Raw genomic sequence first — 19,537 nt, 5'->3', positions numbered from 1 at the left:
ACGTACCAATGGAAACTATTCTCCTCTTTGCCCCGCTGGTGGGCGCGCTGATCTGCGGCTTTGGCTGGCGGGTGTTGGGCGAAACGGCGGCGACCTATGTGTCTACCGGATTGCTGATGCTGGCGGCGGTTCTGTCTTGGATCATTTTCTTCAGCTATGATGCCCATGACGGCGTTCAGGTCACACCGATTTTCCGCTTTATCGAAAGCGGGTCTCTGTCCACGGACTGGGCGATCCGCATTGACCGTCTGACGGCGATTATGTTGGTTGTTATCAACACCGTATCCGCCTTGGTTCACATGTATTCGCTAGGCTACATGGCCCATGACGAAAACTTCAAAGAGGGCGAAAGCTATCGCCCGCGTTTCTTTGCTTACCTGTCGTTCTTTACCTTTGCCATGTTGATGCTGGTGACAGCAGACAACCTGCTGCAAATGTTCTTTGGCTGGGAAGGCGTGGGCGTTGCATCCTACCTGCTGATCGGCTTCTACTTCCGCAAGCCAAGCGCGAATGCCGCGAATATCAAGGCGTTTGTGGTTAACCGCGTCGGGGATTTCGGCTTTTTGCTGGGCATTTTCGGCCTGTATTATTTTTCCGACAGCATTAACTTTTCGGAAATTCTGGACCCTGAAAACGCCCATCACATCGCGGGTGAAACCCTGCACTTCCTGAGTTGGAATGTGAATGCGCTGGAAATCATCACCTTCCTGCTGTTTGTCGGCGCGATGGGGAAATCGGCGCAATTGTTCCTGCACACTTGGTTGCCGGACGCGATGGAAGGCCCGACCCCTGTGTCTGCTTTGATCCACGCCGCGACCATGGTTACCGCTGGTGTGTTCATGGTGTGCCGCATGTCTCCGCTGATGGAATATGCCACGTTCACTCCGAACTTTATCGTCTTTATCGGCGGCACAACGGCGTTCTTTGCGGCGACCATTGGTCTGGTGCAGAATGACATCAAACGGGTGATCGCCTATTCAACCTGTTCCCAGCTTGGTTATATGTTTGTGGCCGCAGGGATTGGCGCCTATCCGGTTGCAATGTTCCACCTGTTCACTCACGCGTTTTTCAAGGCGATGTTGTTCCTTGGCGCAGGCAGTGTGATCCACGCGATGCACCACGAACAGGACATGCGGAATTACGGCAACCTGCGTAAGAAAATCCCTTACACTTTCGCGGCCATGATGATCGGCACATTGGCGATCACAGGTGTTGGCATTCCGCTGACCCATATCGGGTTCGCAGGCTATCTGTCTAAAGATGCCATCATCGAAAGCGCCTTTGCGGGTGGCACCGGAGTTGCGACCTATGCCTTTATCATGCTGGTCATTGCCGCACTGTTTACCAGTTTCTATAGCTGGCGCCTGATCTTTATGACTTTCTACGGCGAGGAGCGGGGCGATCATCACACCCATGAACACGCCCATGAAAGCCCGATGGTTATGGTCATTCCTCTGGCAGTGCTGGCACTTGGGGCGATCTTTGCCGGTGTTATCTGGTACGAAGACTTTTTCGGTCACAACGTAGAGACCTGGTTCGAAGGCGCGGTTTATATGAACCATGAAACCAACCACGTGATCCACGATGCGCATTCTGTGCCCAACTGGGTCAAAGTCAGCCCGTTCATTGCGATGTTGATTGGCTTTATCGTGGCGTGGATGTTCTATATCAAAAACACAGAGCTGCCTAAAAAGCTGGCCGCGCAACAGCACATCTTGTATCAGTTCCTGCTGAACAAATGGTACTTCGATGAAATCTACGATGTGATTTTTGTACGCACCACAAAACGGCTTGGCACCTTCCTCTGGAAGAAGGGGGACGGGTCTATCATTGACGGCGGGCTGAATGGTCTGGCTATGGGCATCGTGCCTTGGTTCACCAAATTGGCGGGTCGCGCACAATCCGGCTATCTGTTCCACTATGCCTTTGCGATGTTCGTTGGACTGGCTGCACTTATTACATGGTTTGCGATCGGCGGAGGCGCACACTGATGGACAATCTTCTATCTATCGTTACCTTCCTGCCTTTGCTGGCAGCCCTGATCCTTGCAGTATTTCTACGCGGCACAGATGATGCAGCGCAGCGCAACGCCAAAATTCTGGCGCTTGTGGCAAGCCTTGCAACCTTCGTGATTTCCATCGCGATCTACACCGAATTTGACCCGTCAAACACGGGGTTCCAACTGGTCGAGGAATACGACTGGTTCGGCGGGCTGAAATATAAAGTGGGCGTTGACGGGATTTCGGTTCTGTTTGTGCTGCTGACCACATTCCTGATGCCGATTGTGATCGGCGCCTGTTGGGTGGTGACGGACCGCGTCAAAGAATACATGATCCTGTTCCTGATCCTTGAAACCCTTATGATCGCCGTGTTCTGCGCGCTGGATCTGGTGTTGTTCTATGTGGTGTTCGAAGCAGGCTTGATCCCGATGTTCCTGATTATCGGTATCTGGGGTGGTCAAAACCGCGTTTATGCAGCGTTTAAGTTCTTCCTGTATACGCTGTTCGGGTCGGTTTTGATGCTGGTTGCGATGCTGGCCATGTGGTGGGATGCGGGCACAACCGATATTCCGACATTGCTGAACCACCAGTTTTCATCAGACTCGATTTCGCTGCTGGGGTTTCAAATCTTTGGCGGTTTGCAAACCCTGCTGTTCCTTGCGTTTTTTGCCAGTTTTGCGGTGAAAATGCCCATGTGGCCAGTACATACATGGCTGCCCGATGCCCACGTGCAGGCCCCGACAGCGGGTTCTGTGGTGCTTGCGGCAATCCTGTTGAAAATGGGTGGCTACGGCTTCCTGCGCTTCAACCTGCCTATGTTCCCTGTCGCTAGTGACTATCTGGCCACCTTTGTGATGACCCTGTCGGTGATTGCGATCATCTACACATCCCTTGTGGCGCTGATGCAGCAGGATATGAAGAAACTGATCGCCTATTCCTCGGTCGCCCATATGGGCTTTGTGACCATGGGGATTTTCGCTTTGAACCAGCAAGGTCTGGACGGCGCGATTTTCCAGATGATCAGCCACGGCTTTATTTCCGGTGCTTTGTTCCTGTCGGTCGGGGTGATTTATGACCGTATGCACACACGCGAGATCGACGCCTACGGTGGTCTCGTGGTGCGGATGCCGGTCTATGCGATGATCTTCATGTTCTTCACCATGGCCAATGTGGGCTTGCCGGGGACTTCGGGCTTTGTCGGGGAATTCCTGACACTCTCCGCAGCCTTTCAGGTGAACACATGGATCGCCTTTTTGGCCACCACAGGTGTGATCCTGTCAGCAGGCTATGCCCTGTGGCTGTATCGCCGCGTGGTCTTTGGTGATCTGATCAAGGAAAGCCTTAAAACCATAACCGACATGAACACCCGCGAGCGCCTGATGGTTGCCCCGCTGGTGGTGATGACTTTGGTGCTGGGGGTGTACCCTGCACTGGTGCTCGATCTGATCGGGCCGACTGTCACAAACCTTGTCGACCATATCCAACTTGCAACGCCTGACGCCGTTTCTGCGGTTGTCACTGCGCCCAGCCACTAACGAAAGCGGAATAAGATGATTTCCAGCGATCTGAATATTGTTCTGCCAGAACTGATCCTCGCGGCCTTTGCGATGGCGGCATTGATGTTTGCCGTCTACACCAAAAAGGACGAAACCGCGCCGCTTGTGACTTGGGCCACAGCAGGGGTGATGATTGTTCTTGGGCTATGGATTGCCTTTACGCCGATGGAAAACCGCACCGCGTTTAATGGCGCATTTGTGGATGACGGGTTTTCCCGCTTTGCCAAGGTTATAATGCTTTGGGCCAGTGCAATTATGTTGCTGCTGTCCCAAGACTATCTGCGCCGCAATGATATGTTCAAATTCGAATACCCGATCCTGATCGCGCTGGCGACTTTGGGTATGATGATGATGGTGTCGGCGGGCGATCTGATGTCTCTCTATATGGGGTTGGAATTGCAGTCCCTTGCGCTGTATGTGATCGCGGCTTTCCGTCGTGACAGCCTGAAATCAACCGAAGCTGGCCTGAAGTATTTCGTTCTCGGGGCGTTGTCCTCGGGTATGCTGCTCTATGGTGCGTCTTTTGTTTATGGTTACACAGGCACGACAAATTTCGCAGGCATTGCTTCAACAATCCACAGCGGTGCGCCGCTCGAACTCGGCCTGATCTTTGGTCTGGTGTTCCTGTGCGTTGGCATGGCGTTCAAAATCTCGGCTGCACCGTTCCACATGTGGACCCCTGACGTTTACGAAGGCTCGCCCACTCCGGTTACAGCGTTTTTTGCAACCGCCCCCAAAGTTGCGGCGGCTGGTCTGTTTGCCCGCGTGATGTTTGACGCCTTTGATGGTGCGCAAGCAGACTGGACCCAGATTGTGGCCTTCCTGTCGCTGGTTTCGATGTTCCTTGGTGCGGTTGCTGCGATCGGACAAACCAACATCAAACGTCTGATGGCCTATTCCTCGATCTCGCATATGGGGTTCGCCCTGATGGGGCTTGCTGCTGGCACAGAAGAGGGCGTCAAGGCGCTGCTGATCTATATGGCGATCTATGTGGTGATGAATATCGGCACATTCGCCTTTATCCTGAATATGGAAAAAGACGGTCGTGCGGTAACAGATATTCGCAGCCTTGGCCAGTATTCCAAAGCGGCACCGGGTCGTGCGGCGGCGCTGGCGATCCTGATGTTCTCGCTTGCGGGGATTCCGCCGATGGTGGGCTTCATTGGTAAGCTGTATGTGCTGCGCGCTGCGGTTGGGGCCGATATGGCTTGGCTGGCTGTTGCTGGGGTAGTTGCGTCGGTCATCGGTGCGTTTTACTATCTGCGGATCATCTACTACATGTACTTTGGCGAAGATGTAGACGGTCTGGACGGCAAAATGCCGGGCCTGCACTATGTTGCGCTGATGGGGGCTGCGGCGATTATGCTGATCGGCATCATCAACCCGTTCGGGCTGGAAGGATACGCTGCTATGGCCGCGCAATCGCTGCTGAAATAATGCAGCACTGGCCAGACGGCACAGAGAAATTCGTCTTTGACACCATCGACAGCACGATGGCCGAAGCACGTCGGCAAGCCCCTGCAATCGCGGGGGCTGCTTGGTTCTTGGCTCATGTGCAAACTGCGGGGACGGGGCGTCGCGGGCGCCCTTGGGACAGTCAGGATGGTAACTTCGCAGCCTCGCTGCTGATCCGCCCAGAAGCTACACCCGACAAACTGGCGCTGCGCAGTTTTGTGGCGGCACTTGCTCTTTATGACGCGCTGGTGGAATGCACAGGGCGGGCCGATATATTTGCGCTGAAGTGGCCCAATGATGTGTTGTTGAACGGCGGTAAACTTGCGGGCATCCTGCTGGAAACCTTGGCAGAGGGGCCGGATCGCTATGCGCTGATCATCGGTATCGGTGTAAACCTTAAATCCATCCCAAGCGCTGGTGCATTGGAAGCTACAGCTCTGCCACCTAAATCCCTGTCGCAAGAAACCGGCCTGACCATCACACCGGAATCCTTTCTGAACGCATTGGCTGTGTCCTACGCCAATTGGGAGAACACACTGCAAACCTATGGCTTTGCCCCGATCCGTCAGGCGTGGTTGTCCAAAGCTGCCAATATGGGTAAGACCATCACCGCCAAACTGCCCAATCAACACATCGTGGGTATTTTCAAGACGGTGGACGAAACAGGCGCGCTTATACTACAAGCAACAGACCGTCAGCACGTGATCACGGCTGCCGACATTTCATTCTAAGGATCGCATATGCTGCTGGCTATCGACGTCGGAAATACCAATACTGTTTTTGCAATTCACGACGGGACGTCTTTTCTGTCTGAATGGCGCTGTGCAACGGAACATCCGCGCACGGCCGATCAATACTACGTCTGGCTGCGCAATCTGATGCTGTTGAATGATATCCAGCCGGATATTGACCGTGTGGTGATTTCATCCGTGGTGCCCCAAGTGGTGTTTAACCTGCGGGTGTTGTGCGACAAATATTTCAAATGCCGCCCGCTGGTTGTGGGCAAACCCGAGGTCGATCTGGGCGTACCTGTCCGTGTTGATGCGGGCACGTTGGTGGGGGCGGATCGACTGGTCAACACCGTGGGGGCGTATAACCGTTATGGCGGCGATCTGGTCGTGGTGGATTTCGGCACGGCCACCACCTTTGACGTTGTGGATCAGGACGGCGCCTATATCGGCGGCGTGATTTCCCCCGGTGTCAATCTCTCTATTAAAGCCCTTCATGAGGCCGCCGCTGCGCTGCCCCATATCGACGTTACCATGCCCGATCATGTGATCGGCACCAACACCCTTGCCTGTATGCAAGCGGGGGTGTTTTGGGGCTATGTCGGCCTTGTAGAAGGGGTATGCAAGAAAATCCGCGAAGAGCATCCGCGCCCGATGAAAATCATCGGCACGGGGGGGCTGGCGGGCCTGTTTGAACGGGGCACCGACCTTTTTGACAGTATTGACGGTGATCTAACCATGCACGGGCTCGTCCTGATAGCAGATAAAAACCGAGGCGAATAAATGAGTAAAACCAACCGCTTGATCTTCCTGCCCCTAGGGGGCGCAGGAGAGATCGGAATGAATATGTATCTTTACGGCTATGGGCCAGCGGGCAAAGAGAGGTATATTCTGGTGGATGTGGGCGTGACCTTCCCAACCATGGATGGCACCCCCGGCGTTGACCTGATCATGCCCGACACCGCCTATATTGAGGCCCGTTTAGACCGACTTGAAGCGATCTTTATCACCCATGCCCACGAAGACCACATCGGCGCCCTTGGCCATCTGTATGGCCGCCTTGATGTGCCGATCTACACCCGTAAATTCACTGGTGCTGTGGCGCGGGCCAAAATGGAAGAACACGGTCAGAATTCAGACCGAGTAGAAGTGATTGGCAAATGGCCGGAACAAGTTGAGCTGGGCCCGTTCAAAGTTGGCTTCATGCCTGTTGCCCACTCAATCCCCGAAGCATCGGGTCTGGTGATCGACACTCCCAAAGGCCGCATTGTGCATACGGGCGATTTCAAACTCGACCCCGATCCCATCGTGGGCGAGGCGTATAACCCCGAACTTTACCGCGAAATCGCCAAAGGCGGCGTGCAGGCGCTGGTTTGTGACAGCACAAACGTGTTTTCGCCTATCGCGGGGCGCTCTGAATCCGGCTTGGGCGACAACATCACCAAACTGATGAAAGACGCCACAGGCATGGTTGTGGCCACGACCTTTGCTTCAAACGTGGCACGGTTGAAAACACTGGCGCAGGCGGGTGTGGATTCTGGACGTTCGGTTGTGGTGCTGGGGCGTGCCATGAAAAAGATGCTGGGGTACGCAAATTTTGCGGGCCTGATCGACAGTTTCCCCCCCGTTGTGGATATAGAGGACGCCCGCGATATTCCGCGCGGTAGCTTGATGTTGCTGGTCACTGGCAGTCAGGGCGAACGGCGTGCTGCATCTGCACAACTGGCCAATGGCAAATATCTGGGGCTGGAAATGCGCGAAGGTGATACCTTCCTGTTTTCAAGTAAAACCATCCCGGGAAATGAAATCGGTGTCGGTAGAATCGTCAACAGTTACAGCGAGATGGGCGTGAAAGTTGTCGATGACAACTCTGGCGACTACCACGTGTCTGGCCACGCAAACCGGCCTGATCTGGAAGAAATACACGGTATCTTCAAACCCAAGATGCTGATCCCGATGCACGGCGAACACCGCCACCTGCGCGCCCATAGTGAACTGGCGGAAGCCAAAGGCATTGCCTCGATCATCGCGGCCAATGGGGCCATGGTGGATCTGGGCGGCGACAAGCCCAAAATCGTAGAGAATATCCAGACAGGTCGCCTGTATCTGGACGGAAAACGCCTGATCGGTGCCTTTGACGGCGTCGTTCTGGAACGGATGCGTCTGGCCATGCGAGGCGGGGTTGTTGTTAGCCTGCTGCTGGAAGACAATCAACAAATCGGTGAAAGCTGGGCCGAGGTTCTGGGCCTGCCAGAAACTGAATCGAACCAACCCTCGCTGCAAGAAACACTTGAGCGTGAAATTGATGCGGAACTCGGCAAAGCCAAACGGGGCCTGCTGGCGGATGACGATCAAGTGGAGAAGGCGGTTCTGCGCACTGTGTCACGGGTTTGCAAAGATCTGGTTGGCAAGAAACCCGTTGTGAAAGTTCTGATCAACCGTCTGGTCGAGTAGAACACTGACATCACAAAGAAAAAGAGCGTTTCGACGAAAGCCGAAACGCTCTTTTTTTATGCCTAGGAAGTGCTGACTAACAAGCCCAACTTTCTAAATCGGACGCCGCCTCAAAATAGGGCGGCGCCTGACAATATCACACGTCGCCGGTTTCTTCGCTCACGGGCTCGGACACAGAGGCGTCAGATTCTTTGGATTTCGCTGTTGGCTTTTTAGCAGCGGTTTTGGTTTTGGAAGCAGGCTTTTCAGCTGTTTTACGCGAGGATTTCGCAGGTTCTTTTGTTGTTTTTGCGCGGGTAATTTCCAGCGGACGCAACAAAAAGGCTGGAACGTGCTCGCCCATGCCAACAGTCTGGTTCTTTGGTTCTGAACGCCCGCGCCGCGGCGCTTCGGTTTTCGGGGCCGCTGGGGCCGCGGGTTTTTCAGCCTGTTGCGCAGCAGGTTTTGCCTGCTCTGGCTTTTTACGTGTCCGAGGAGCTGGCTTTTCAGTGCGTTGTTCAGACTTATCCCCAGTTGACGCCGGTTTTTCAGAGCGCGAACGAGGTTTGCTTGATCCGGACGACAGGGCAGGCGTGTCCATACGTTCGATCTGTTTTTCGACCAGTTCTTCGATCTTATCCAGATACTTTTGTTCAAACGGCATACACAGAGTGATCGCCTTACCATCACGCCCCGCACGGCCCGTGCGGCCAATCCGGTGAACATAGTCTTCAGAGTGGATCGGAACATCAAAGTTGATCACGTGACTTACGGCTGGAATATCCAATCCGCGCGCTGCCACATCCGAGGCCACAAGCAATTTCAAATCACCGCCGCGAAACCCGTCCAAAACCCTCATCCGGACGCTTTGATCAAGATCTCCGTGAATGGCGCCCGCATCAAAACCGTGCTTTTTCAAAGACTTCATCACAATATCTACACTGGATTTGCGATTGCAAAAGATAATGCCATTGGTGATGGCATCGCCTTCAGCCTTTAGGATCTCGCGCAGAACTTCGCGCTTTTCCTTGGCTTCGCTGGTGCGGTTCGACGGGGTGAACATGCAGATTTTCTGCGTGATGTTTTCACCTGTTGTCGCCTGACGCGCCACTTCTACCCGCTCCGGATTTTGCAGGAATTCCTGCGTGATCCGCGTAATTTCAGGCGCCATCGTGGCCGAGAAAAACAGGGTCTGGCGGGTGAAAGGCGTCAGTTTGAAAATGCGTTCGATATCGGGAATGAACCCCATATCGAGCATGCGGTCTGCCTCGTCTACAACCATGATCTGTACGCCGTTCAGCATCAGTTTGCCGCGCTCGAAGTGGTCAAGCAAACGACCCGGCGTGGCAATCAGAACATCGACACCACGGTCAATCTTTTGGTCTTGGTCTTTAAAGCTGACGCCACCAATCAACAAAGCCATGCTTAGTTTCAGATGTTTTGCGTAAACTTCAAAGTTTTCGGCAACCTGCGCAGCCAGTTCCCGTGTGGGACACAGCACCAGCGATCGGGGCATGCGGGCCCGTGCGCGGCCTTTGGCCAGTTTTGTGATCATCGGAAGCGTAAAGCTGGCGGTTTTACCTGTGCCTGTCTGGGCAATACCCAGTACATCGCGGCCTTGCAGCGCAAGGGGAATGGCGGCGGCTTGGATTGGGGTCGGGGATACATACCCAGCCTCATCAATGGCCTTTAGGACTTTAGGGTCCAGGTCCAGATCGGAAAATTTTATCATTAGAGCCTTATTGTTACGGCGTTGATTCATACCGCAAAATTGGCTGCGGCTGGGGCCCCGGATTGGGCCCGTTCCTCTGGGCACTTCCTTAAATGATTTTCCAGCGGAGTCAACGTGGCGGTCACGTTTCGCAACAATATCAGGTATTTTGGCCGTTTGTTGCCATTTGCGTGACAAAAAAAAGCTGAAAAGCGTGATCTTTCGCACGCTGGAATATGTTTTAGGAAATGGCTGACTGATGTATGGTTTTCCCAATTAAGTATTTTCAAAAGTCATAAAGGAAACACCATGCGACTGATGTCTGGCAGTTGGGGCAAAACCTATGCCTCTTTGATTAGCGATTTTCCCAAAACCTATGCTGCGCTGAATATCGACAAAAAATTCACCGACAGTTTGAAAGAACACAAGCGCGTGGTGGAAAACCTGAAGAAGGCTGACAAGCTGATCAACGGTTTTGCCATGGCGCGGGATTCCAATAAAGAACCGTTTCTAGAACCTTACACTGGGGCGGTGGCGGAATGCGTTTCATCCCACAAAACTTTCGCAGGAAAGTTGAAGTCAAATTTTAACAAATACCGGCCCAAGGTTAAGATTCAGCAGAAAACCTTTGATTCAGTTTATAAATCCCTGACAGACGATTTGCAGGCGCTGGTGGATCAGACCGAAAGTCAGGTCAAAGGCATGGCGCAGGAAATTAAGGGGCAAGAGGCCAAGGCAGAGAAATCGGCCAAGGGTGTTTTGGCTTTGCAACAGAAAGAAGATCAGCATTACAAAGCGTTTTTCAAGTGGATGGAAGCGATTGAAAAGAAGCAGGATGTTAAGAAATGGAATTCGGAATTTCCCAAAATGATGAAGCCGCTCAATAAATGTTACGGCGCTATGGCAGTTTGGGTGAAAGGAAATAAAGAGTTAAAAAACAAAGACTTCCTGAAAGAGTATAAAGTGCTTAAACCCCGTTTGGGTCAGTTTAAACTGAACGAAAACGCCACAGCCGAAGATCTGGGCGAGAAGATCAGTTTCTACCACAATCCTGTCATCAATTGCTCTCGGGAGTTGGAAAAAGTCGACGTGAAAAAGAAAAAGAGCAAATCCGGCTAACCAAAAACGAGCCTGTTCAGCCCGCTTTTAGCGTTGTCTTTTATGCTACCAACATTTCTTTGGTGGCCGTCAGTTTCAGCTCTGGGTAATCCCGCTCAACGCGGTCGATATCCCATTGTAATCGGGTCATATAGACGGGGTCGCCGTCGTGATCATGGGCAACATGGCCTTTGTTGACGCTTACAAAGGTGTCAATCTTTTCCTGTGGCCCGTTCAGCCAACGGGCAGAGTTGAACTGTGTCGGTTCAAACCGCACGGGGATGCCGTATTCCAGTTCGATCCGGCTGGCCAGAACTTCGAACTGCAAGGCGCCAACCACCCCGACGATCCAGCCTGCGCCGATCACGGGTTTGAACAGTTTGGCGGCACCTTCTTCGGCGAATTGGTTCAGGGCTTTGTCCAGATGTTTGGCTTTCATCGGGTCAGTCGCGCGGACCGATTGCAGCAATTCCGGGGCAAAAGACGGGATGCCTGCGAAATGCAACGCTTCGCCCTCGGTCAGGGCGTCGCCGATGCGCAATTGTCCGTGGTTTGGAATGCCGATGATGTCACCTGCCCAGGCTTCCTCGGCCAACTCTCGGTCTGACGCCAGAAACAGCATCGGCGAGGCGATGGCCATGGGCTTTTTGGTGCGCACATGGGTCAGTTTCATACCCCGTTTGAAATGGCCCGAACACAGACGTACAAAGGCAATCCGGTCGCGATGTTTGGGGTCCATATTGGCCTGAACCTTGAACACAAATCCCGAAACTTTGGTTTCATCAGGGGCAACTGGGCGTTCTGCGGCGGGGCGGATTTGCGGTTTAGGGCCGAACTCGCCGATTCCTTCCATCAATTCCTGCACACCGAACGAGTTGATTGCAGAGCCGAACCAGATTGGCGTCATGGTGCCGTCAAGAAAGGCTTGCCGGTCCAAAGTTGGCAGCAGTTCTCGGGCCATTTCCACTTCTTCCAGAAACTTTTCCAGCAGATGCGCGGGCACGTGGTCTGCCAGTTTTGGGTCATCCAGACCTTTGATCTTAATGGATTCCGACACCACATTTCTGTCAGCGCGGTCCATCAGTTCCAGACGGTCATTCAGCAAATCGTAACAGCCCAGAAACTCGCGGCCCATGCCGATGGGCCAGCTGGCAGGGGTGACGTCGATCGCCAGATTTTCTTGAATTTCGTCAATAATATCAAATGTATCGCGGCTTTCACGGTCCATCTTGTTACAAAAAGTCAGGATCGGCATGTCGCGCATGCGGCAGACTTCAAACAACTTTTGCGTCTGGCTTTCCACACCTTTGGCGCCGTCAATCACCATGATCGCTGCATCCACGGCGGTAAGCGTGCGGTAAGTATCTTCGGAAAAATCCGAGTGACCGGGCGTGTCCACCAGATTGAACCAAAACTCGCGGAATTCAAACGACATGGCAGAGGCAGATACCGAAATCCCGCGGTCTTTTTCCATCTGCATGAAATCGGATCGGGTGCGGCGGGCCTCGCCCTTGGCACGCACTTGGCCCGCCATCTGGATCGCGCCACCATACAACAGAAATTTTTCCGTCAACGTGGTTTTACCCGCATCCGGATGCGAGATAATTGCGAAGGTGCGGCGGCGGTCGATTTCCGGTGGCAGCACAGGCTGGTTTGAGGTGCGATCTAACATGTGCGTGCATATAGATAGTGTTTGCGGGCGTGGCAAGAAAACTGCGCGGTTTGGGGCAGGTTCTGGCAAGTTATCCGCGTTATTCCGCCCTGACGCGGCAGATGCAAGACTATAGGGGCGCTGCGGCTACGGGGCCTTAACCAGTTTTTCGTAAGTTAGACGCTTTCTTTAACTCATTTTAAGGTGAATTATGCCTACAAAAGCACAAGAAATCGCCCGCGCAGATTTGATCGTAGAATTGAAAAAACTACAATCTGATTTTCAAAGCAAATGGATTGATGGTTCGCTTCCGACAGGTTGGAATGAAATTCCGGTGTTACACCCTTTGAACCCGCCAAAATCCGAAATTACCCTGTCGTTGGACGAAGACCTTTTGAAATGGTTTCGCAAATTCGGAGAAGGGTTTGAGGCGCGTATCAACTCGATCTTGCGGATCTACTGGCATGCGTTGCAATCGGGTTTGGTTAAATCCCATTGGGATGCGGATTCGGTCGGTCCAAAGGACCACACCTTGCTAGAGGATCTTTTGCTGCAAAAGTTGAAAGAGGTTCAGGCAGGGGGCGGCGGGGCTTATACCAAAAAGCAGTTGGCGGCACTTGAAAAAGAGTTGCAAGCCAGCCTGTCCACGCTGCGAAAGGCCCATGGCGTGGAATAGACGGTTATGTCGTAAAGGGAATAGAGGAGGGACGGGGGGTCAAATGATCCCCTTGTCCTGCAAAACTTTCTTACGGCTGCGCGAAATCGGAACGGTGACACCGTCAGACATCAATAATGATACTTTCTGTCCCTCGCGGATCACTTCAGAAATTTCGGCGAACCTGACCCAATGGGAGCGGTGAACTTTGGCGCCGGCTTGGGGATTCAACTCGGTAATGGCATCGCCAAAGCGCATGTAGACCATGTGCATTCCCGTGTCGGTATATGCCTCAATGTAATGGTCGCTCATGGACAGGCGGATCAAATAACTGCCCCCATTCGGGCCAAGCCGTTTGAGAAATGGACAGTTTTTAGGGGGCGCGTGGGGTTGCGGTGGTTCCACAGGTTCAGGAGCCGTTGCGCGGGCCGGATCGGGTTCTATCGGCGCTGGTTCTACAGATGCAGGCCTAGTGGTGATTTGTGCTGCCTGCTGGTCCACGACCGCATGACAAACCCAAATACCAAGATACACAAAAATATCCACGACCATGACCAGAATGAAAACAATTGCCGGATGGGGCAGTTCATCATGGGGGTAAAATGCCAAGGCAAAGCTCCAGGCGAGCGAGAAATAGGGCAGCGAGAATAGCCCCACCCCGATGGCCGCGCGCACCCAGAAAAGCTGGTCCGGAAAACGCAGATTCGTCCAGATCGCCACCACCGTTCCCCAAAAACACGAACTAAAGGCAATGACACCCCAAAAGAACAGCCGAAACACGAATGTATCGGTGCTATAAGTGTCAAACGGCCCAACTAAGGCGCAGACCCCGGCACTTGCAGACGTGACAATAAAGGTCAGGGGATGGCGCATTTGCCGGTACGTTCCGCGAAAAACACGGGACAGGGTAACGCGGTCCTTTGGGGCGTTTTCTTGCAGGTTCATCTGCAGATCATGCCTATTTCAAACAGCATTTCGATCGGATATTGCCTTAAATTCTGGTGGCGTCTGGCTGCCAAAGCAATGGGGATGCCACGTAACGTGTTGATCTATCAATAACATTTTACCTATTCGATAAAGGGAAATCAACTATGAGTGGATTCTTTTTGATTTACCTTGCGTCGCCATACCATTCACGAAGCAAGCCATGCCATTCACGTAAACTGCGTTGTTATTGCCCTGTCACATAGGGTTGATGACGTACTCGTCGCGATTACGTGACGGGGGCGCTGGCCATCTATTGCCCTATTTTAGTTGTGTCGCGTAGTGAGTACCTTCGGCCAGCGCCTAGAAGCGGGCCAGCCGAAAAGATTTCCCCTTAAAACCAGCTATTCAAGCGGCTCTAGCACCCGATGACCGGGCGATACCTCGCGGTAGCGCGAGGGGGCTGGTGTGTGGCTGACCGGAAAGATCGGGCTGGGAATCGGTTTGAAATTCAGCTCTTTGTCGATCTGGCGGTCCCGTGGATCAGGGCGGGGCACAGCCGACAGCAAGGTGCGCGTGTAATCATGCTGCGGGTTTTCAAAAATCGCCGCGCGCGGACCGATTTCAACGATCCGCCCCAGATACATCACCGCCACTTGATGGGACACCCGTTCCACCACGGCCATGTCGTGGCTGATGAACAGATAGGACAGTTCCATTTCCGCCTGTAGTTCCATCATCAGGTTCAACACCTGCGCCTGCACTGATACATCAAGGGCAGACACGGCCTCGTCTGATACAATCAGTTTGGGGCGCAGGGCCAAGGCGCGGGCGATGGCAACCCGCTGGCGTTGACCGCCGGAAAATTCATGGGGGAAGCGATCGAGGAACGTGTCATTCAAACCGCAACGGTTGAACAATTCCCGCGCCCGATCCCGCATTTCGGATCGCGGACAGATGTTGTAATTTATCATCGGCTCTATCACTTGATCCACCACTTTGCGGGTGGGGTTGAGCGAGGCAAACGGATCCTGAAAAATCATCTGCATATTGCGCCGCGCGTCATGCAGTTCACTGCCGTTCATGTCCAGAATGTTAACGCCGTTGATATTAACCTGCCCGCTCAGCGGTTCTTCAAGGCGCAAAACCGACCGTCCTGCGGATGATTTCCCACAACCGCTTTCGCCCACCAGCGACAGGGTTTCCCCGCGCCGCAGGGTAAAGGACAGGTCTTCAACCGCATGTACATTGGCCACCGTGCGCCGCAACAACCCGCCTTTGACGGGGTAGCGCGTGGTCAGGTTTTTTACCTCTAGCAGGATTTCAGTCCCCGCGATGATCGGCTGTGGCGTTTTGGCGTTCACCTCTCCCATGATGGCCATAGGTTCGGGGTTGGGTTTGCCCGCCATTTCCCCCAGTTTTGGCACTGCTGCCAGCAAGGCGCGGGTGTAATCCTGTTGGGGGTTTTCAAAAATATCCGTGACCGAGCCTTCTTCGACAAGATTGCCGCGATACATCACCACCACACGGTCTGCCATCTGCGCAACCACCGCCATATCATGGGTGATGAACAGAACCGCGGTGCCCGTTTCTTCCTTTAAGCGGTTGATAAGGGATAGAATTTCAGCCTGAATTGTTACGTCCAACGCAGTTGTCGGTTCATCGGCAATCAGCAGGCGGGGTTCACAGGCCAGCGCCATGGCGATCATCACCCGCTGACGCATCCCGCCTGATAACTCGTGGGGGTATTGGGTCAGACGCCGTTCCGGTTCAGGTATCCGCACCCGCTGCAACAGCTCGAACGCGCGGGCTTCGGCCTCTTTCTTGGACAGGTCTTTATGAACCCGCAAACCTTCGGTCAGTTGCCGCCCCACCGTGAACACGGGGTTAAGCGAGGTCATCGGTTCCTGGAAAATCATCCCGATCTGGTTGCCCCGAATGGTGCGCATCAGATCAGCGTCTGCGGTGGTTAAATCCTTAACTGTTCCGTCAGACTGTGTGAAATTCAATTTGCCCGATGCGATTTTTCCGCCGCCATATTCTACCAAACGCATCAAAGACAGCGACGACACAGACTTGCCAGACCCGCTTTCGCCCACAACACAGACGGTTTCGCCGGGATTAATGTGAAAAGTCACATCTTCAACGCCGACAACGACCCCTGAATTGGTCTCGAACTCGACACGCAGGTTTTCAAACGAGACGAGCGGCTGGCCATCGGGCATGGGATTCTCCTGCATTTCTTCAAACGGAACTCTGCTTGAACTCTGCGGCGCGGATGCAGCCCCTGTCAACAATTGCTGCGGGTTAAAGCGGTTAGAACGACAATGCAGCCTGCTGTGTGCCTAAACGTGCGGCACGGAATTCTTGTGCGACGGCGCGGACTTGGGTGATTCTGTCCGGATCAGAGGGATGACGTTTTAGGCGGCCCGTGGAGCGGGGCAGGCGGGACAGCAGGGTGATGGCCTCATCCGGGTTATAGCCCGCCAGCATCATCAGGATGGTGCCGTTGCGGTCTGCTTCAAGTTCGAACTGTTTGGAATAGGCGACCAGTGCAGTTTCGGCCCCTGCACGGGCGGCTAAATTCACGTCGCGCCCTTCTTTTTTGGCGGCTTCTGCACTTTTCAAAGCGCCGCGCATCACCTCGGTCTGGCCACGGGTGATGTGATCGGCAATTTGATGAGACATCTCATGGGCCATGACCATAGCAAATTCATCGTCGCTGCGCAGAAACCGTACCATGGCGTGATTGAACAAGATCACAGGGCGGCCGGTCGGGTCGCGGGTGAATTTTGCGTCTGGCGGCTGGCCGCGATCCAGCGCGACCACAAACTGAAAAGCGCAGCGGGTTTCTGATTGCCCCGGGTGGGCGCGGCGGCAGGCAGCTTTTGCCACAGGTAAAATACGTTTGTGAACGCGGCCAAAGGCGGCGAGTCCTTCGCCAAGCGGTCGGGTGCCTGTTTCTGGCGTAATCACTGGCGCGGTTTGTTGTGGAATATCACTGGGTGGGGGCGATGTGCAGGCGGCCAGAAAAGCCAGTCCCGACACCAAGGCACTTTTAAAAATGGGTCGTGTCGGGCTGGGCATCAGCGGGTCCATCGGTTGGGGCTGCTGCGGGCAGCGCCTGTCATATCTGTGTCGGTTTGTGAAACCTGCAAGTCTGCCCCCAAGTCCGATTGTGTTACCCGCCGCGTCTTCGTACCTTACGCCTAACACGAAATGAGGAGATTCGGTGATGGATTTAGGGATCAAAGGAAAACGGGCGATTGTCTGTGCGGCGTCCAAAGGCTTGGGCTATGGCTGTGCCGAGGCTTTGGCACAGGCAGGCGTGGATCTGGTGATCAACGCACGCTCTGACGGGCCCTTGCAAGAAGCAGCTGAACGGTTGCGCGGCTTTGGTGTGAAGGTGACGGCTGTTGCGGCTGACATTAGCACGGCTGAGGGTCAGGCGGCTGTTCTGGCTGCGGCGGATGGTTCTGTCGATATTCTGGTTAATAACGCCGGTGGCCCCCCCCCGGGCATGTGGAGCGATTGGGATCGGGACGATTTCATTAAAGCGCTTGATTCCAACATGTTGGCCCCGATTGCCATGATGAAAGCCTGTCTGCCTGCCATGATGGAAAAGGGTTGGGGACGTGTCGTTAATATTACCTCCCAATCGGTGAAATCGCCTATTCCGGTTCTGGGTCTGTCCAATTCTGCCCGTGCGGGTCTGACAGGTTATGTGGCCGGGACCTCTCGGCAGGTGGCGCCTTCTGGGGTGACGATTAACAACATGCAACCGGGAATTCATGCCACGGACCGCGCTGTTTCACTGGATGGTGGCGCGGCGGCGGCGCAGGGTATTTCCGTTGAAGAGGCTAAGGTGCAGCGGTGTGAGACGATTCCGGCGCGGCGTTATGGCACTTCTGCCGAATTCGGTGCCATGTGTGCATTCCTGTGCTCGCAACATGCGGGCTTCATCGTGGGGCAGAATATCCTGCTGGACGGTGGCGCGGTGAATTCCACCATGTAAGGAATGAGCCGTCTTACTGCAGACAGGTTTTGTCAGCAGCGGATTGTTAAGAATTGAAAATCCGATCGCGGGCTGCGCGGTCGGATTTTTGAGTATTTGGGGAACATTGAAGCGGGGAACGGACTGGGTGGAAGAGCGGTTTAGTTTGAAGGATGCGTTGTTTAATCAACAAAAAGTGGCTTATCTGGCAGGGCTTTTGGCAGGTGCGGATCCGCGGTTTGACGGGGCTGGGTTCACGCGCGATGTGATGGCAGAATTGTTGTCGCTAGAGTTGAAGCAACGGATTGATTTGATTGCACGGGTTTTGGCGGTGTATCTGCCAGATGATTTTGATGATGCAGTGGCCGTTATTTTACGGGCCTTGCCGCCTGAACTCGATCCTTTGAAAACCGACGATGATTTTGGTGATTTTATCTTTGCGCCCTTTGGAGAGTTTGTTTCCAGTCACGGCTTGGGGCATTTTGATCGCTCGATGGAGGCGATTTGTGCTTTGACCAAGCGGTTTTCCATGGAATTCACCCTGCGTCCTTTTCTGAATGCCCATGAAGCGCGGGTTGTGGCTGTTCTGGCGGAATGGGCCGTGGATGGGAATTATCATTTGCGGCGTTTGGTAAGCGAGGGCACGCGGCCCCGTCTGCCATGGGGCAAGAAGGTTGGCTTGGCATATGGGGCGCCGCTGCCTTTGTTGGACCAGTTGTATTGTGACCCCACGCGTTATGTGACGCGGTCAGTGGCGAACCATTTGAATGATATTGCCAAGCTGGATGCAGGGCTGGTGGTGGAGACTTTGGCCCGTTGGCAGCGAGAGGGTCGCCAAGAGCCGCGGGAAATGGATTGGATCATCCGCCATGCCCTGCGCACGTTGATTAAACAGGGCGACCCACAGGCGATGGCCTTGTTGGGGTATGTGCCTGATCCGCCGATAACCCTGTCTGCAGTGCGGGTGACACCGCCTAGCATCGCATTTGGTGAGGCTTTTGAATTTGAGATGACGGTGACGGCTTCAGCGCCAGCACAGCTGCTGGTGGATTACGCCATCGGGTTTGTCAAAGCGGATGGGCAGCGCAAACCCAAAGTGTTCAAGCTGAAACAACTGGCCTTGAAGGCCGGGGAAACCGTGGTTTTGCGCAAACGGCACCGGCTGAAAGCGGATGCGACGACGTATCGCCTGTATGCGGGGGAGCATGCGGTTTTGGTGCAGATTAACGGGGTGGAACGGGGGGCGGGCTGTTTTGATCTGACTGCGCCCTAGCGTAAAGTGGACTTGCTGACCTGCTGTTGCGCTGTTATCTGACCAAAATCATAGGATAC

At 54.0% G+C, this 19,537-nt stretch carries 15 protein-coding genes; 10 read left to right on the top strand and 5 right to left on the bottom strand.

From position 1 onward, the window contains the following. Positions 1 to 8 precede the first annotated feature (8 nt). From nuoL to GGE09_RS06855, 6 genes are read left to right on the top strand one after another with little or no spacing between them, the layout of a single operon-like run. Positions 9 to 1,991, top strand: a complete 1,983-nt coding sequence (gene nuoL, locus GGE09_RS06880) for an NADH-quinone oxidoreductase subunit L (RefSeq protein ID WP_309745241.1) — start codon at positions 9 to 11, stop codon at positions 1,989 to 1,991. Then, positions 1,991 to 3,535 carry an NADH-quinone oxidoreductase subunit M gene (locus tag GGE09_RS06875; RefSeq protein WP_309745239.1) on the top strand — a complete coding sequence of 515 codons (1,545 nt, stop codon included), beginning with the start codon at positions 1,991 to 1,993 and terminating at the stop codon, positions 3,533 to 3,535. Before nuoL ends, GGE09_RS06875 begins: the two co-directional genes overlap by 1 nt. Before the next feature lie 15 nt (positions 3,536 to 3,550). Beyond that, on the top strand, positions 3,551 to 4,993 hold the full coding sequence (nuoN, locus tag GGE09_RS06870) for an NADH-quinone oxidoreductase subunit NuoN (protein ID WP_309745237.1): 1,443 nt from the start codon (positions 3,551 to 3,553) through the stop codon (positions 4,991 to 4,993). Beyond that, complete coding sequence (locus tag GGE09_RS06865; RefSeq protein WP_309745235.1) at positions 4,993 to 5,742, top strand: biotin--[acetyl-CoA-carboxylase] ligase; 750 nt, start codon at positions 4,993 to 4,995, stop codon at positions 5,740 to 5,742. Before nuoN ends, GGE09_RS06865 begins: the two co-directional genes overlap by 1 nt. A 9-nt stretch (positions 5,743 to 5,751) precedes the next feature. Continuing rightward, entirely contained in the window at positions 5,752 to 6,522 is a 771-nt protein-coding gene (locus GGE09_RS06860) for a type III pantothenate kinase (RefSeq protein ID WP_309745233.1), read from the top strand. Further along, positions 6,523 to 8,193 (top strand): ribonuclease J, encoded by a 1,671-nt coding sequence (locus GGE09_RS06855; protein WP_309745231.1) that lies wholly within the window; start codon positions 6,523 to 6,525, stop codon positions 8,191 to 8,193. Positions 8,194 to 8,329: 136 nt separating this feature from the next. On the opposite strand, the gene GGE09_RS06850 is transcribed toward GGE09_RS06855, so the two are convergent. Continuing rightward, positions 8,330 to 9,904 (bottom strand): DEAD/DEAH box helicase, encoded by a 1,575-nt coding sequence (locus GGE09_RS06850; RefSeq protein ID WP_309745229.1) that lies wholly within the window; start codon positions 9,902 to 9,904, stop codon positions 8,330 to 8,332. Between the two features lie 288 nt (positions 9,905 to 10,192). Between GGE09_RS06850 and GGE09_RS06845 the strand changes: the two genes are divergently transcribed. Then, positions 10,193 to 11,002: a hypothetical protein gene (locus GGE09_RS06845; protein ID WP_309745227.1), complete on the top strand. Its 810-nt coding sequence runs from the start codon at positions 10,193 to 10,195 to the stop codon at positions 11,000 to 11,002. A gap of 40 nt (positions 11,003 to 11,042) precedes the next feature. Here GGE09_RS06845 and GGE09_RS06840 read toward each other — a convergent pair whose 3' ends face one another. Further along, the gene (locus GGE09_RS06840) at positions 11,043 to 12,653 is read right to left on the bottom strand and encodes a peptide chain release factor 3 (RefSeq protein WP_309745225.1); all 1,611 of its coding nucleotides are present in this window, start codon (positions 12,651 to 12,653) and stop codon (positions 11,043 to 11,045) included. A gap of 190 nt (positions 12,654 to 12,843) precedes the next feature. Between GGE09_RS06840 and GGE09_RS06835 the strand changes: the two genes are divergently transcribed. Next, positions 12,844 to 13,308, top strand: a complete 465-nt coding sequence (locus GGE09_RS06835; RefSeq protein ID WP_309745223.1) for a BrnA antitoxin family protein — start codon at positions 12,844 to 12,846, stop codon at positions 13,306 to 13,308. A 39-nt stretch (positions 13,309 to 13,347) separates the two neighbouring features. On the opposite strand, the gene GGE09_RS06830 is transcribed toward GGE09_RS06835, so the two are convergent. From GGE09_RS06830 to GGE09_RS06820, 3 genes are all read right to left on the bottom strand, one after another. Then, positions 13,348 to 14,232 (bottom strand): LytTR family DNA-binding domain-containing protein, encoded by an 885-nt coding sequence (locus GGE09_RS06830; RefSeq protein ID WP_309745221.1) that lies wholly within the window; start codon positions 14,230 to 14,232, stop codon positions 13,348 to 13,350. A 383-nt stretch (positions 14,233 to 14,615) separates the two neighbouring features. Next, complete coding sequence (locus tag GGE09_RS06825) at positions 14,616 to 16,436, bottom strand: ABC transporter ATP-binding protein (protein WP_309745219.1); 1,821 nt, start codon at positions 16,434 to 16,436, stop codon at positions 14,616 to 14,618. A gap of 91 nt (positions 16,437 to 16,527) precedes the next feature. Next, positions 16,528 to 17,298 carry a M48 family metallopeptidase gene (locus GGE09_RS06820; protein WP_309745217.1) on the bottom strand — a complete coding sequence of 257 codons (771 nt, stop codon included), beginning with the start codon at positions 17,296 to 17,298 and terminating at the stop codon, positions 16,528 to 16,530. 148 nt (positions 17,299 to 17,446) lie between these two features. On the opposite strand from GGE09_RS06820, the gene GGE09_RS06815 reads away from it, so the two are divergent. Together GGE09_RS06815 and GGE09_RS06810 are read left to right on the top strand one after the other, a co-directional pair. Next, on the top strand, positions 17,447 to 18,226 hold the full coding sequence (locus GGE09_RS06815; protein WP_309745215.1) for an SDR family oxidoreductase: 780 nt from the start codon (positions 17,447 to 17,449) through the stop codon (positions 18,224 to 18,226). A 157-nt stretch (positions 18,227 to 18,383) separates the two neighbouring features. Continuing rightward, entirely contained in the window at positions 18,384 to 19,478 is a 1,095-nt protein-coding gene (locus GGE09_RS06810) for a hypothetical protein (protein ID WP_309745213.1), read from the top strand. Positions 19,479 to 19,537: the final 59 nt, after the last annotated feature.

It is taken from the genome of Roseobacter sp. N2S, from assembly GCF_031454055.1.
GTDB lineage: Bacteria > Pseudomonadota > Alphaproteobacteria > Rhodobacterales > Rhodobacteraceae > Amylibacter.
Note: the sequence above shows the minus strand (reverse complement) of the source record. Positions and strands in the feature narration are given on the sequence as shown.